The organism is Rhizobium sp. BT04, from assembly GCF_030053135.1.
Taxonomy (GTDB): domain Bacteria; phylum Pseudomonadota; class Alphaproteobacteria; order Rhizobiales; family Rhizobiaceae; genus Rhizobium; species Rhizobium binxianense.
On the sequence record NZ_CP125652.1, the window covers coordinates 1,741,162 to 1,754,138 of the forward strand.

General features: G+C 61.4%; 12 protein-coding genes. 4 read left to right on the forward strand and 8 right to left on the reverse strand.

The window, feature by feature from the left end; translation table 11 throughout:
• The first annotated feature begins 33 nt into the window (after window positions 1–33).
• Entirely contained in the window at window positions 34–1,215 is a 1,182-nt protein-coding gene (locus tag QMO82_RS17180; protein WP_183607974.1) for a glycosyltransferase family 1 protein, read from the forward strand.
• On the opposite strand, the gene QMO82_RS17185 is transcribed toward QMO82_RS17180, so the two are convergent.
• Window positions 1,216–2,235: an alpha/beta hydrolase gene (locus QMO82_RS17185; RefSeq protein ID WP_183607973.1), complete on the reverse strand. Its 1,020-nt coding sequence runs from the start codon at window positions 2,233–2,235 to the stop codon at window positions 1,216–1,218. It lies immediately after the preceding gene.
• A gap of 162 nt (window positions 2,236–2,397) precedes the next feature.
• Between QMO82_RS17185 and QMO82_RS17190 the strand changes: the two genes are divergently transcribed.
• The gene (locus QMO82_RS17190) at window positions 2,398–2,835 is read left to right on the forward strand and encodes a MarR family winged helix-turn-helix transcriptional regulator (RefSeq protein ID WP_183607972.1); all 438 of its coding nucleotides are present in this window, start codon (window positions 2,398–2,400) and stop codon (window positions 2,833–2,835) included.
• A 78-nt stretch (window positions 2,836–2,913) separates the two neighbouring features.
• Here QMO82_RS17190 and der read toward each other — a convergent pair whose 3' ends face one another.
• The 3 genes from der to QMO82_RS17205 all read right to left on the reverse strand — a co-directional run bounded on the left by der (window position 2,914) and on the right by QMO82_RS17205 (window position 5,938).
• Window positions 2,914–4,335 carry a ribosome biogenesis GTPase Der gene (gene der, locus QMO82_RS17195; protein WP_183607971.1) on the reverse strand — a complete coding sequence of 474 codons (1,422 nt, stop codon included), beginning with the start codon at window positions 4,333–4,335 and terminating at the stop codon, window positions 2,914–2,916.
• Between the two features lie 16 nt (window positions 4,336–4,351).
• Window positions 4,352–5,035: a tetratricopeptide repeat protein gene (locus QMO82_RS17200; protein ID WP_183607970.1), complete on the reverse strand. Its 684-nt coding sequence runs from the start codon at window positions 5,033–5,035 to the stop codon at window positions 4,352–4,354.
• A 318-nt stretch (window positions 5,036–5,353) separates the two neighbouring features.
• Window positions 5,354–5,938 (reverse strand): NnrU family protein, encoded by a 585-nt coding sequence (locus tag QMO82_RS17205; RefSeq protein ID WP_183607969.1) that lies wholly within the window; start codon window positions 5,936–5,938, stop codon window positions 5,354–5,356.
• Window positions 5,939–6,058: 120 nt separating this feature from the next.
• On the opposite strand from QMO82_RS17205, the gene QMO82_RS17210 reads away from it, so the two are divergent.
• Complete coding sequence (locus tag QMO82_RS17210) at window positions 6,059–7,048, forward strand: polysaccharide deacetylase (RefSeq protein WP_183607968.1); 990 nt, start codon at window positions 6,059–6,061, stop codon at window positions 7,046–7,048.
• Between the two features lie 246 nt (window positions 7,049–7,294).
• Here QMO82_RS17210 and sbmA read toward each other — a convergent pair whose 3' ends face one another.
• Both sbmA and QMO82_RS17220 read right to left on the reverse strand, forming a co-directional pair.
• Window positions 7,295–8,560 carry a peptide antibiotic transporter SbmA gene (sbmA, locus tag QMO82_RS17215; protein ID WP_183607967.1) on the reverse strand — a complete coding sequence of 422 codons (1,266 nt, stop codon included), beginning with the start codon at window positions 8,558–8,560 and terminating at the stop codon, window positions 7,295–7,297.
• Window positions 8,561–8,676: 116 nt separating this feature from the next.
• Complete coding sequence (locus tag QMO82_RS17220; protein ID WP_183607966.1) at window positions 8,677–9,861, reverse strand: YbfB/YjiJ family MFS transporter; 1,185 nt, start codon at window positions 9,859–9,861, stop codon at window positions 8,677–8,679.
• Between the two features lie 166 nt (window positions 9,862–10,027).
• Between QMO82_RS17220 and QMO82_RS17225 the strand changes: the two genes are divergently transcribed.
• The gene (locus QMO82_RS17225; RefSeq protein ID WP_183607965.1) at window positions 10,028–10,603 is read left to right on the forward strand and encodes a PadR family transcriptional regulator; all 576 of its coding nucleotides are present in this window, start codon (window positions 10,028–10,030) and stop codon (window positions 10,601–10,603) included.
• A 258-nt stretch (window positions 10,604–10,861) separates the two neighbouring features.
• On the opposite strand, the gene map is transcribed toward QMO82_RS17225, so the two are convergent.
• Both map and QMO82_RS17235 read right to left on the reverse strand, forming a co-directional pair.
• Window positions 10,862–11,620, reverse strand: coding sequence for a type I methionyl aminopeptidase (gene map / locus QMO82_RS17230; RefSeq protein WP_183607964.1), 759 nt, complete (start codon window positions 11,618–11,620; stop codon window positions 10,862–10,864).
• Window positions 11,621–11,659: 39 nt separating this feature from the next.
• Window positions 11,660–12,721 carry an LLM class flavin-dependent oxidoreductase gene (locus QMO82_RS17235; protein ID WP_183607963.1) on the reverse strand — a complete coding sequence of 354 codons (1,062 nt, stop codon included), beginning with the start codon at window positions 12,719–12,721 and terminating at the stop codon, window positions 11,660–11,662.
• Between the last annotated feature and the right edge of the window lie 256 nt (window positions 12,722–12,977).

The following is a 12,977-nucleotide window of genomic DNA, read 5'->3' on the forward strand; positions in this document are numbered from 1 at the left end:
GCATATCACTGCAACGCGGATGGAAATCGTGACATGCTGCAACGTCCGGCAAACACTTACAGCGGCGAGAGCTGGGCCAATGCCGCATCCGCCGGCAATCTGCCGGAACGGCTCGTAATCGTCACCGACGCCTGGCATCCGCAGGTCAACGGGGTGGTGCGCTCGATCGAGAACACCAACCGCGAACTGGCAAAGCTGGGCGTCGAAGTCTCGATGGTCACGCCGGAGCGCTTCAACAGCATCCCCTGCCCGACCTATCCCGAGATCCGCCTCTCGATCGCTAGCTATCGCCGCGTCGCCCGTGAGATCGAGAAGCACAATCCCTCCTACGTGCATATCGCCACTGAAGGCCCGCTGGGGCTCACCGCCCGCCGTTGGTGCCTGCGCAAGCGCATGCCCTTCTCGACCAGCTATCACACGCGTTTTCCGGAATATGTTTCCGCCCGCTTGCCGATCCCGCAGAGCTGGCTCTATGCCTTCGTGCGCTGGTTCCATAATGGCGGCGCCGGCTGCATGGTCGCGACGCCGAGCCTTGCCCGCGAGCTATCGGCGCGCGGCATCAAGAACCTGATGCCCTGGACCCGTGGCATCGACGCCTCGCAGTTCCATCCCATGCCGCTTGAAGACGAACCCCTCGGTCTCCCTCGCCCGATCTTCATGACGGTTGGTCGCGTGGCGCTGGAAAAGAACCTGCCAGCCTTTCTCGATCTCGACCTGCCCGGTTCGAAGGTCGTCGTCGGCGACGGCCCGGCGCGCGCCGAACTGGAGCAGCGCTATCCCCGGGTTCACTTCACCGGCGTGAAGTTCGGCGCGGAACTGGCAAAAACCTACGCCCAGGCCGACGTCTTCGTCTTTCCGTCGCTGACCGATACCTTCGGCAATACCATCCTCGAAGCGCTGGCCTCGGGCGTCCCGGTCGCCGCCTATCCCGTCACCGGCCCTCTCGACATCATCGGCGAGGACAGCGAAGTGGGCGCGCTCGATCAGGACCTTCGGGCCGCATGCCTTGCCGCGCTCTCGGCCTCGCGCGAAAAAGCCCGCGACCTTGCCATGCAATATTCCTGGGAAGCCGCGACGCTGCAGTTCATCAACAATATCCGCGCCGCCAACGGCGTCATCACGCCGAAATGGAAGAAGGCCTGGCAATTCGCCAAGTCGCTTCCGCGGGGCAGAAAGCCCGGCGAAACCGCCGGGCCTGTCCCTTCCGGAGACTGATCAATCCCTTTTGTGTAAGGCGCTGCGAAGCGTGTCGTTCGCGACCGCAATCGCGCTGCGGACGGCCGGTGTTTCGGTAATCGCATTCAGCAGCACGAAGTCGTGGATCGTACCGTTGTAGCGGATCGAGGTGACCTTGACGCCGGCCTGGCTGAGCTTGCGGCCATAGGCTTCACCTTCGTCGCGCAGCACATCGTTTTCATCGGTGATGATGAGGGCCGGCGGCAGACCGTTGAGCTGCTCCAGCGATGCCTGCAGCGGCGAAGCCGTCGGCTCCTTGCGCTTGGCTTCGTCGGGCAGGTAGGCATTCCAGAACCACTTCATCGCTTCCCTGGTCAGCCACGGGCCGTTGGCGAACTGGTTGTACGAGCCATTATCGAAATTGGCGTCGGTGACAGGATAGAACAGCACCTGCTGGTCGATGGCAGGACCACCGCGCTCTTTGGCAAGCAGCGTCACCACGGCCGCCATATTGCCGCCGACGCTGTCGCCCGCCACCGCGAGCCTGCTGGCGTCGACCTTGAACTCCTTGGCATGCTCGGCGACATATTTGGTCGCGGCATAGGCCTGCTCGATGGCCACGGGATAACGGGCTTCCGGCGAGCGTTCGTAATCGACGAAAACGACTGCGGCATCGGCGCCGTTGGCGATTTCGCGCACCAGCCGGTCATGTGTATCGGCATCACCCAGCACCCAGCCGCCGCCATGGAAATAGAGAATGACCGGAAGCGTGCCCTTGGCATGTTCCGGGCGGACGATGCGCAGCTTGATGCTGTCCGTCGGGCCTGCCTTGATGACCTTGTTCTCTTCCTGCGCAGGAAGCTTCTTGACGTCGCCTTTCTGCGCAGCGGCGAGCACATTGCGGGCATCGGCCGGCGACAGCGTGTAGATCGGTTGGCCGCCGGCAAGCCCGTCGATGAATTTCTGCGTCGTCGGTTCGAGTACCGGATCGGCAAGCGCGCCGACGGCGGAAGCTGCCAGGAGTGCTGCTGCGGAAACTGCGGTCTTGATGGTCGACATCGTCTCGTCCTCTCGTTTTTTGATGTTCGTCCTGAACACCGTTTTTATATCGCGCACGATTATTTATCGAACAATATAAATTTGCGCATAGCTGCGATGCATAAAAATCGCTTCCTATTATTTATCGCACGATATATACTTCGGAAGTTTTGGAGACTACCCATGCAGGATCCGCTGAAGCTCGACAATTTCATCTGTTTCGCCGTCTATACGACAAGCCACGCACTGAACCGCGTCTACAAGCCGCTTCTCGACTCGCTCGGTCTCACCTATCCGCAATATCTGACGATGGTTTCACTCTGGGAGCAGGACGGCCAGACCGTCGGCGGCCTCGGCGAAAAGCTCTTCCTGGAATCAAGCACGCTGACGCCTCTGCTGAAGCGCCTGGAAACCGCTGGTTATGTCAGACGCGAACGCAGCAGGGACGACGAACGCGTCGTGGTGCTTCGGCTGACGGAGGAAGGCAAGCACCTCAGGGAAAAGGCAATCGGCATCCCCGGCTGCATCGTCGCTGCCAGCGGTCGCTCTGCAGTCGATCTCACCCGGCTGCAGAGCGAAATCGTGGCGCTGCGCGAGGCGCTGAACAAAAGCGTGGCTTAGGCGCCAGCGGCTCGACCCCGGGTCCGGCAGGACAGAGGGGGTGCCAAACGCAGCAACGCCAATCAGCGCGCTAAAACTCTATGTCCGCCTCTTCTTGCCTTCGAACGGATTGTCGGCCGAACGGAAATGGATGCGGATCGGCACGCTCGGCATGTCGAAATCGGCGCGCAACCCGTTGATCAGATAGCGCGTATAGGATTCCGGCAGCGCGTCGGAGCGGGTGCAGGAGATCATGAAGGCCGGTGGGCGAGCCTTGACCTGCGTCATGTATTTCAGCTTGATGCGGCGGCCGGAGACGGCCGGTGGCGGATGCTGGATCTGCTGCGTCTCCAGCCAGCGATTGAGCCGCGCCGTCGAAATGCGCTTGTTCCAGACCTTGTCCGTATCGATGATCGACTGCATCAGCTTGTCGAGACCCCAGCCGGTCTGGCCGGAGATCGGCACGGCGCGGATGCCGCGCGCCTGTGGCAACAGACGGTCGGTCTTTTCGCGCAGATCCGCAAGCACCGCCTGCCGATCCTCGATCATGTCCCATTTGTTGAAGGCGAGAACGGCCGCGCGGCCCTCGCGCAGCACCAGATCGACGATCTGCAGGTCCTGCTTCTCGAAGGGGATCGTCGCGTCGAAGACGATGACGACGGTTTCGGCAAAACGGATGGCGCGCAACGCGTCGGCGACGGAAAGCTTCTCCAGCTTCTCGATCACCCGCGCCTTGCGCCGCATGCCTGCGGTGTCGAACATCTTGATGGTACGGCCGCGCCAGTCCCATTCGACCGAGATGGAGTCGCGGGTGATGCCTGCCTCCGGCCCGGTCAAAAGCCGGTCCTCGCCGAGGAAGCGGTTGATCAGCGTCGACTTGCCGGCATTCGGCCGGCCGACGATCGCCACCCTGAGCGGCTTCGTTTCGTCATAGGCGGGCTCTTCGTCCTCGTCGCCCTCGCCCTCCGCCTGGGAGACGTCGACGTTGGTGACGGCGACATCCTCCTTGGTCGGATAGGCCCGGTCTTCGCCGATTGCCGCGACGATCGCGTCGCGCAGGTCGATCATGCCCTGCCCGTGCTCAGCCGAAATCGGCGTCGGTTCGCCGAGGCCCAGCGTATAGGCGTCATAGAAACCGCTGTCGGATCCGCGCGCTTCGGATTTGTTGGCGACGAGCACCACCGGCTTGCCGCGTCGGCGCAGCATTTCCGCAAGGGCCGTATCGACGGGAGTCAGCCCGCTCTTGGCATCGACGACGAAGAGCGAAAGATCGGCCTCGTCGATCGCCGCTTCCGTCTGGGCGCGCATGCGGCCCTGCAGACTTTCCTCGTCCGCCTCTTCAAGGCCGGCCGTGTCGATGATGGTGAAAGCCAGGCCCATCAGCCGGGCATCGCCCGGCCGGCGGTCGCGGGTCACGCCTGGCGTGTCGTCGACAAGCGCCAGCTTCTTGCCGACCAGCCGGTTGAAAAGCGTCGATTTGCCGACATTCGGACGACCGACGATCGCGACCGTGAAACTCATTCTTTTTCCTTAAAACTCAGCCCTGCGCGGCGGGCGCCTTGCCGGATGCGGTAATGAGATCAAGCATCATATGGGCGCGATTGGCAACATTGCGCGGGCTGTCGGTATCGTCGACGATCGACTGGAACCATTGCCGCGCCTGGGCCATGTTACCGGCCTTATAGGAAGCAAGGCCGAGCGCTTCGCGCGCCGAATGGCGGAAGGCGTTGCCCGGCACGGCCATTTCCTCGATCGCGGCCGAAACCTGCTCGTAGGAACCGTTTTCGATCAGCAGCCAGCCTGCACGCATTTTGGCGGCATCGCGCACGGCAGCCGGAACGCCGTTGTCCTTGCCGATCTCGTTGAAGGCAGCGATCGCCGCAGCAGCATCGCCCTTCTGCGCCTGGACGGTTGCGGCCCGCATGCGCGCCAGCACCGGATAGGCGCCATGGCCTGCCTTTTCGAGCTTGTCGAGTGCTGCCAGCGCCTCGTCGTTCTTATTCTCGTCGGCAAGCTTCATCGCCGCCAGGAACTGGTCGCCGGCGCCCGAGGAGCGGTTGTCGTCCCAGTATTCGTAGAGAACCTTGCCGGCTGTACCGGCGACGATCAGGATGGCGACGACGATGATATAACGGCCGAAGCGGCGCCAGGCGCCTTTCATCTGATCGGACCGCAATTCCTCATTGACTTCACGGATGAAGCTGTCGTCGTTGAATGCCATTCTCGTCTCCGGCCGCGGAAATACCCATACACCATGCAAAACGCATATTGTCGGGCCTTCTACTCCATTTTGCCGCCGTTGTAAGGGGGATGTGAAAGATTAGAGCAATTCTAGGGAAAGTGCGGCGCGGTTTTCCCAGGCAAAGCGCGAAGCGCTTTTGCCGGGAATTGCGTAAAACAAAAAGTTAGAGCGGTTCTGCGCTTCCATGAAAGGCTGAACCGCTCTATCCCTAGCGCGTCCGACAGGAGGCTCTAACACTTTGAATCTGCGCATAATCCTTTCCGAAAATCGAAATCGATTTTCGGTGCTATGCGCCGGTCACATCACGAGCGGCGAGACCCCGATCAACCATTCGTGCAGCTTCCAGATGATCAGCGCCCAGACGACAATGCCGATGGCGACGGCATAGAGGTCGTATTTGGCCGAGACGAACGGCCGGAGCGTGATCTCGCCGGCCCGCTGCCGCCGCTTGAGGGAAATGCGCAGGATGACGCCCCAGGCCAGAAATGCAGCAAACAACAGGACCGACGAGGTCTCGCCATTGGCGAGTAGGTGCGCCAACGCCCAGATCTTCACCGACAGCACCATCGGATGTTTGGTCTTCGTCGCGATATGCCCCGCCGGCAGCAGCGAAGCGACGAGACAGATCATCGCCATCAGCATCAGCGTAATCGCGATATGCGCCGTCCAGACCGGCGGATTATAAAGCATGCCGGTGACCTGCCGGGCCTGACCGAAACCGTAGATCAGGAGGATCAGCGTGAGAATGCTCGCGATCGAATAGCCGGCCCGCCAGCCCTTCTCGCCGAGGCTTGCGATCATCGAGCGGCGAAAGCCCGGGGCCACCACCCGCACGAGATGCACACCGAGAAAAAGTATGATTCCGACGATAAGCAACGTCATTGCGCATCCCTTCCGTGCCGTTTGTCATGGCTTAGCGGCTGGCGTGAAAAAATGCCAGCACGACCGCAGCTTCGCCGCAATTCTGGTAAAGGAAACAGCGAGCAAATTGTCGCGGTGTCCATGTCTCGTTCTCTCCTCTCCACCTGTCTGGCTGCCTCGTTCCTGCTCCCGGCAATCGCCGAGTCGGCCGACCAGCCGAAACAGCTGGTCATCATCTCGTTCGACGGCGCCCACGACAATGCGCTCTGGTTGAAGAGCCGCGAGATGGCCGCGAAGAACGGCGCCCACTTCACCTATTTCCTCTCCTGCACCTTCCTGATGAACGAGGCGGCGAAGAAGGCCTACCAGGCGCCGCACCAGAAACGCGGAAAATCCAATGTCGGCTTCGCCCAGAGCGACGACGAGATCCGCGAGCGTCTCGGCAATATCTGGCACGCCCATCTCGAAGGCCACGACATATCGAGCCATGCCTGCGGCCATTTCGACGGCCGGCTCTGGAGCGAGGCCGACTGGTTGGCCGAATATGCGTCCTTTCACGCGACCCTGAAAAATGCCTGGAAGAGTGTCGGGCTTGAGGAGCCGGCCGGCTGGCTGGATCTGGTCGATCACGGCATCAAGGGCTTTCGCGCCCCCTACCTCTCGGCGACCGCGGGCGCCGACATGATCGCCGCCGAAAAGAAGGCGGGCTTCAGCTATGATGCGAGTCTCGTCACCAAGGGCCCGGCCATGCCCGTCGAGGAAGACGGCATCATCCGCTTCGGCCTGCCGCTAATACCCGAAGGCCCGAACGAAAAGCCGATCATCGGCATGGACTACAATCTCTTCGTGCGGCACTCCAAGGGTGAGGAAGATTCCGCAGACAGCGCGGCCTTCGAGCAGCGCGCCTATTCAGCCTTCAAAGAGGCCTTCGACAAGCAATATGCCGGCAGCCGAATTCCCCTTCAGCTCGGCTTCCACTTCGTGGAAATGAACGGCGGCGCCTACTGGCGCGCCCTCGACCGCCTGGTCAGCGACGTCTGCCACCGGGCTGACGTCGCCTGCGTCAGCTATTCGGAAGCGATCCCGATGATCGAGGCGCGTGGCAAACTGGAGCGGGCGTCGGGGCTTTGAAGGGGCATTTTGACAACTGAGACGAGGTGCCGTGCAAGCCCCTCAACCCTTCGGGCTACCTTCTACCCGCTGGGGAGAAGGGAATGGGCCGCCGTCGAGACATACTCCGCAGAATGATAGATGAAGACGAGGTTGCCACGAATCTCTTCTCCCCTCGGGGAGAAGGTGGCGGCAGCCGGATGAGGGGCGGCCATACGGCACACCAGGCATTGAAGCCATCTGTCCCATCCGGCCAAGCCTGACCCATTAGCCGTCGGCGTGCACGACACCCGCCTCGCGCGCCAAATAGCGCTGCTCGATCTCAGGCAACGGCTCGTTATCAATTGCGGCTTCGAAGGCCCGAAGACGCTTGTAAATGGAAATCAGCTCGATGATCGTCGTCCATGAGCCGACAAGATACTGAAACGATCCACGAACCTGATCGAAGACATTGGTGATCTGCGTCATCAATCCCAGCGTCAACTTACCGGCGACGATCGAGGGAACTAGCACAACGAAACTGAATATATTGTCGGCCTGAGAGTAGAAGATGCGCGCAACGTTGAAATACGCGTAGTGAAAATATATTCGGAAGTAATTCCGCCGGACATTGGCGAACAGTTCCGCCACGGTCGGCGGCGTTGCGCGATCCGCATAGTCTTCGCCATACACCAACTCCTTGCGATACCTAGCCTCCACGCGCTGATTCAGGAATTGTAGCCCTGGAAGCTTAACGCCGACAATCGCTAGGAAGATCGTTCCGAACAGCGACCAAAAGATCGCAGCCCAAACAAGCGCATGTGGCACATTGCCGATCAACGGCAATTCAGTGATGTTTGCGCCCAACCGAAAAAGCACGGGCAGAAATGCGATCAGTGTCATGACAGAGCTGACAAGGCTGACGCCCAAGCTTTCAATGGTCGATGAGAAGCGCATCGTGTCATCCTGCACACGCTGAGATGCACCTTCCACATGCCGCAGTTTGGGCCAATGTGCCATATAATAATCGTTCATCGCCGTGCGCCAACGAAATACCCAATGGCTTACGAAGAACAGGTTAAAAACGCCGACTGTGATCGCCACGAATGCGATACCGGCGAAAACCAGCATGCTTCCATAGAACTCGGACGCTGGAACGGAACCGACTGTCTGCAGCGCCTTCTGCACCAGATCATAGAAGGGACCATACCAAGCGTTTACCGCCACGCTGACCTGTACCGAAAAATAGGTATTGAAAATGATTAGTGCAGTACCAAGAATGGACCAGTACTGCCAAGGATGCGGACTGTACCAAAACCAGAACGCCGTAAACAGCGCAACGACGATGACGTAATAAATATAGAACCACAAGAATGGCGCAGACCAGAAGACAGACACGCCAACCGGCGCTTCCTGCCCTTGCGCCAATGGCGGCAAACCAATCACAGCGCCGGCCTGCTCGCCGCCAAAGTACCACAGAAGGACCGCGGCCAGACACCAGATCATAGCCGATATGAAGAAAGCCTTTGGCTTTGGGAAAAAAGATAGAAACACGGGGAGCTTTGCTTTCCTGAACTGTGAGTCTCGTGGAACACTGATTTTGCCGGAAACTAAGGCAGTTCGAAGGAAGCAGCAATGGGCTTGGCCGATTGTTACGGAGATGTAACCGGTTAAGCGACTTTCCTGATAACCGGCATCACCATTGCAGCGCAGGCGACGAGTGCAACTGCGGCGATTACTGTCGGGACGGTGAAACTGCCCGAGCGCTCGGCGATCCAGCCGGCAACAACAGGCCCGGCGATCTGGCCGACGCCGAAGGCGGCGGTCATCATGGCGAGAACCCGCCGCGGGCTCTCGGGGGAAAGCTTGCGGCCGATCTGCAGGCCGTACGCAGTGATCGCCAGAAAGGTCGCCCCGAACAGCGCACCACCGATCAGCGGTGCGACGGAAGGCGGCAGCGCCACGGTCGCCAGCACACCGGCGGCCTCGACCAGAAGTGCCGCGATATAGACGCCGCCGAGCCCGAGCAGTCTGACCAACGGCTTCCAGGCAAAGAGCGCCACCGCCGCTGTCAGGCCGGCAACGAACCAGCAGAGGAATTCGACGAAAGGCCCGGTTGCAGAAAGGCGAGCGATGGTGACGAGGAAAGTCGCGGTGATGACGTAGCCGAAGCCGAACAGGCCGTAGGACAGCGTCAGCAGCACCATCGCCCGGTTCCAGACCAGCGCCGGCTCCTTGCCCGCCTGCGCCGATTGCGCCGGGGCAGACGGCAGCAGCAGGAAGACGACGACGAGGCTTGCCGCGCAATAGATTGCACCGCCGATCCAGTCGGCCCGCCAACCACCCGGCCCGTCGTGAAAGCCGAGGCCGATCAGAAACACCATGACCGAGGACAGCGCAATGCCCGCCCCCGGCCCACCGAAATGCGCCGCCTGCACATGGTCATTGCCGGCAGCCGCCCCGTGGCTGAGCACGATCGACGAGGTGAAGACCATCGCAAAGGCGCTGGCGAGACCGGCCAGGAAACGGATGATTGCAAAGATCGCGACGGAATCCGTGGCGGCCATGGCGGCGAGCAGAATTGCTGTGGCAAACAGCGCCAGCAGCGCCACCAGCCGCTCGCGCCCCGCCGCCCAGCCATAGGCGGCAAGCACGGCGCCGACGAGATAACCGACGAAATTCGCCGAGGCGATAAAGCCTGCATCCGCCGCCGAAAGCGGCACCCCGCTGATCATGCCCGGCAGAATCGGCGTGTAGGAGAAGCGCCCGAAACCCATGGCGGCGGCCATCGCAACGGCGCCGGCGGCGGCGGTGGAAACGAGGTTGGGCGGGGAGTGAGGGGTGCGCACGAGCATGCAGCGCTTATCGCGCCGCAGCACCGGCATCACAATCAAGTAATTCTGATCGATTGATCAATTTCCCAAAACATCAAAGGTTCTCGGCCGCACTTGAAAGGAACTATCGTACGATATATGTCTTACGACATAGCTAACAATACATCTAACGATGAAAGGAAAAGCCATGAGAGGTTTCAAAGGCGGTATGTTCGGCGGAGAATTCCGCATGGGCCGCAAATTCGCGGCGGGCGACCTGCAGCTCGTCATCCTGGCCCTGCTCGGTGAGCAGCCGCGTCACGGCTACGAATTGATAAAGATATTGGAGGAGCGCTCGGGCGGTTTTTATGTGCCGAGCCCCGGCGTCATCTATCCCGCACTCACCTATCTCGAGGAAACCGGCCTTGCCGAGGTGGAGGCTGAGGGCGCCAAGAAGCTCTACCGCATCACCGAGGCCGGCCGCAGCCGCGTCGAGGAAAACCGCGCCATGATCCTGCATACCTTCGCCAAGCTGGAACGCATCGGCGAGAAGATGGCCCATGTGAAGCGTTTCTTCGAAACCGACCGTCACGGCGCCGACGAAGGCGATGACGGCGATTTCATGCAGGACGGCGGCGATATCCGCGCCGCCCGCGTGCTGCTGCGCTCGGCCCTGCGCATGCGCTATCCCTGGTCGAAACCCGAAGCCGCCCGCATCGCCGGGATATTGGAACGCGCCGCCACCGAAATCCTGCAAGGCGGCAGGCTGGAAACGCGGGGGTGAGGAGGAAGGCTGGCCGGCGAGCTCAGTGAGTTGACGAGTGCGCTAACCTTTCCTCCCTCGTTCCTGTGCTCGTCACAGGAATCCAGTGCGCCCAAGTCCTTGGGCGCGGGAGACTCTCTTCAACTCCCGCATGGATTCATTCACCGCGCAGACGCGCGTTGGCTGGATTCCTGTGACGAGCACAGGAATGAGGGAGGAGAAGTGGGTGGCCCCACAAAGCGTCGTGGAGATGCTAACCTCGAAGGGCGAGGCACGCCCCTAATCCCGCGCATCCGGCAAGGTCAGAATCATCGGCCCGTTGCGCGTCGCCACCACCGTGTGTTCATATTGCACGGTCGGCGCCTTCGGATCGGCATAGAGCGTCCACGCATCGTCGCCGCCTTCGGCCCAGGTCGCGCCGAGCGACAGGAAGGGCTCGACAGTGAAGACGAGACCGTCCGTCATGACACGCTTTTCCGAAGGGTCCGGCCAAGTCGAAAGCTCGGCCGGCTCCTCGTGCAGCGAGCGGCCGACGCCGTGGCTCGCCAGATTGGCGACCAGCGTATAGCGGTTTTTCTGCGCAAAGGCGCCGACGGCGGTGCCGATCTTGGCCAGCGGCTCGCCCGATTTCACCTGATTGAGCCCGACCCAGAGCGCCCGCTTGCCGTCGCGGCAGAGCCGGTCGATCTTCGGCTTGACCGGCGGCATTGCGAAGGAGGCGCCGGTATCGGCGAAGAAACCGTCCTTCTCCGCAGAGACGTCGATATTGATGAGATCGCCGGCGCGGATGACGCGCGGGCCGGGAATGCCGTGGGCGATTTCCTCGTTGATGCTGATGCAGGTCGCGCCCGGAAACTGGTAGCAGAACTCCGGCGCTGAGCGCGCGCCCGAATCCTCGAGCACCTTGCGGCCGATCCCGTCGAGCTCCAGCGTCGTCATGCCGGGCTCCATCGCTGCCGCCATCACCTGGATGGCGTTGGCGCAGATGCGGCCGATCTCCTTGAGCTTTACCAGTTCGTCGTCGTTTGCGATAACCATTCGTCTGTCCCGGCCGTGCGCAGGGCGGCCGCGGCCACCTCAAGCTGAGGCTTTCGCCCCTTCACCCTTTTCAGTCAATGCCTTTCTGACGATCGGCGCGACTTTCGTCCCGTACAGTTCGATGCCGCGCATGATCTGATCATGCGGCATCGGCCCGATCGCCATCTGCAGCAGGAAGCGATCGTTTTTGAAAAGCGCCTGCTGGGCGATGATTTTTTCGGCGACCGTCTCGGGATCGCCGACGAAGAGCGCACCGTTCGGCCCGCGTGACATGTCGAACTGCGCCCGGCTCGTCGGACCCCAGCCGCGCTCGCGGCCGATGCGGTTCATCACCTCGGCCTGCGGCCCGTAGAACTGGTCGGCAGCAGCAGCCGTCGTATCGGCGATGAAACCGTGAACGTTGATGCTGGTTTTCAGCTTCGCCTGATCCTGCCCTGCCCGGCGCGCGGCCTCGCGATAAAGATCGAACAGCGGCGCGAAACGGCGCGGCTCACCGCCGATGATCGCCAGCGCCACCGGCAGCCCGAGCGCGCCGGCGCGTGCCACCGACTGCGGCGTGCCGCCGACGGCAATCCAGAGCGGCAGCAGATCCTGCAGCGGCCTGGGATAGACGCCGCGCCCGTTGATCGGCGCGCGAAGCTCGCCCTTCCACTCCACGACCTCGCTGTCGCGCAACGCCAGCAGCAGATCGAGCTTTTCCTCGAAAAGCTGGTCGTAATCCTCGAGATTGTAGCCGAACAGCGGGAAGGACTCGATGAACGAACCACGCCCCGCCATGATCTCGGCGCGGCCGTTGGAAAGCAGATCGAGCGTCGAAAACTGCTGGAAGACGCGCACGGGATCATCGGAGGAGAGCACGGTGACCGCGCTGGTCAGCCGGATGTTCTTCGTTTTGGCCGCGGCCGCGGCCAATATGACTGCAGGAGCGGATGCCGCATAATCCGGCCGATGATGCTCGCCGAGCCCGAAGACATCGAGCCCCACCTGATCGGCAAGCTTGATCTCTTCGATCAGATGCTTCAGCCGCTCGGCCCCTTCCGCTCCCTTGCTGCGAGAGGGGTTCGGATTGACGTCCGCAAACGTATAAAGACCCAGTTCCATTGTCGGCATCCCGTTGAATTCAGCCCGGAGATAAGGATCGGCAGAAGCGAACGCAAATACAAACTCTGGAACGAAATGTTCGAGAATCTTGATAGCTGCGTGCGGTTTCGGACAGGCGGTGAACGCCTTCAGCGTATGACGGTAAAGGAGTCTTTGCGCCGTGGACACGGCGCTGCTGGATTCCTGTGACAGGCACAGGAATCCAGCAGTCGCGCGTCCGCGCGACGAAAGACTAATCTCCTCACATAGCCGACCA

Bases quoted from the DNA above. Each gene is read 5' to 3' on its own strand.
- QMO82_RS17180 (WP_183607974.1), top strand. From the start codon at position 34: ATGCTGCAACGTCCGGCAAACACTTACAGCGGCGAGAGCTGGGCCAAT.
- QMO82_RS17185 (WP_183607973.1), bottom strand. From the start codon at position 2,235: ATGTCGACCATCAAGACCGCAGTTTCCGCAGCAGCACTCCTGGCAGCT.
- QMO82_RS17190 (WP_183607972.1), top strand. From the start codon at position 2,398: ATGCAGGATCCGCTGAAGCTCGACAATTTCATCTGTTTCGCCGTCTAT.
- der (WP_183607971.1), bottom strand. From the start codon at position 4,335: ATGAGTTTCACGGTCGCGATCGTCGGTCGTCCGAATGTCGGCAAATCG.
- QMO82_RS17200 (WP_183607970.1), bottom strand. From the start codon at position 5,035: ATGGCATTCAACGACGACAGCTTCATCCGTGAAGTCAATGAGGAATTG.
- QMO82_RS17205 (WP_183607969.1), bottom strand. From the start codon at position 5,938: ATGACGTTGCTTATCGTCGGAATCATACTTTTTCTCGGTGTGCATCTC.
- QMO82_RS17210 (WP_183607968.1), top strand. From the start codon at position 6,059: ATGTCTCGTTCTCTCCTCTCCACCTGTCTGGCTGCCTCGTTCCTGCTC.
- QMO82_RS17220 (WP_183607966.1), bottom strand. From the start codon at position 9,861: ATGCTCGTGCGCACCCCTCACTCCCCGCCCAACCTCGTTTCCACCGCC.
- QMO82_RS17225 (WP_183607965.1), top strand. From the start codon at position 10,028: ATGAGAGGTTTCAAAGGCGGTATGTTCGGCGGAGAATTCCGCATGGGC.
- map (WP_183607964.1), bottom strand. From the start codon at position 11,620: ATGGTTATCGCAAACGACGACGAACTGGTAAAGCTCAAGGAGATCGGC.
- QMO82_RS17235 (WP_183607963.1), bottom strand. From the start codon at position 12,721: ATGGAACTGGGTCTTTATACGTTTGCGGACGTCAATCCGAACCCCTCT.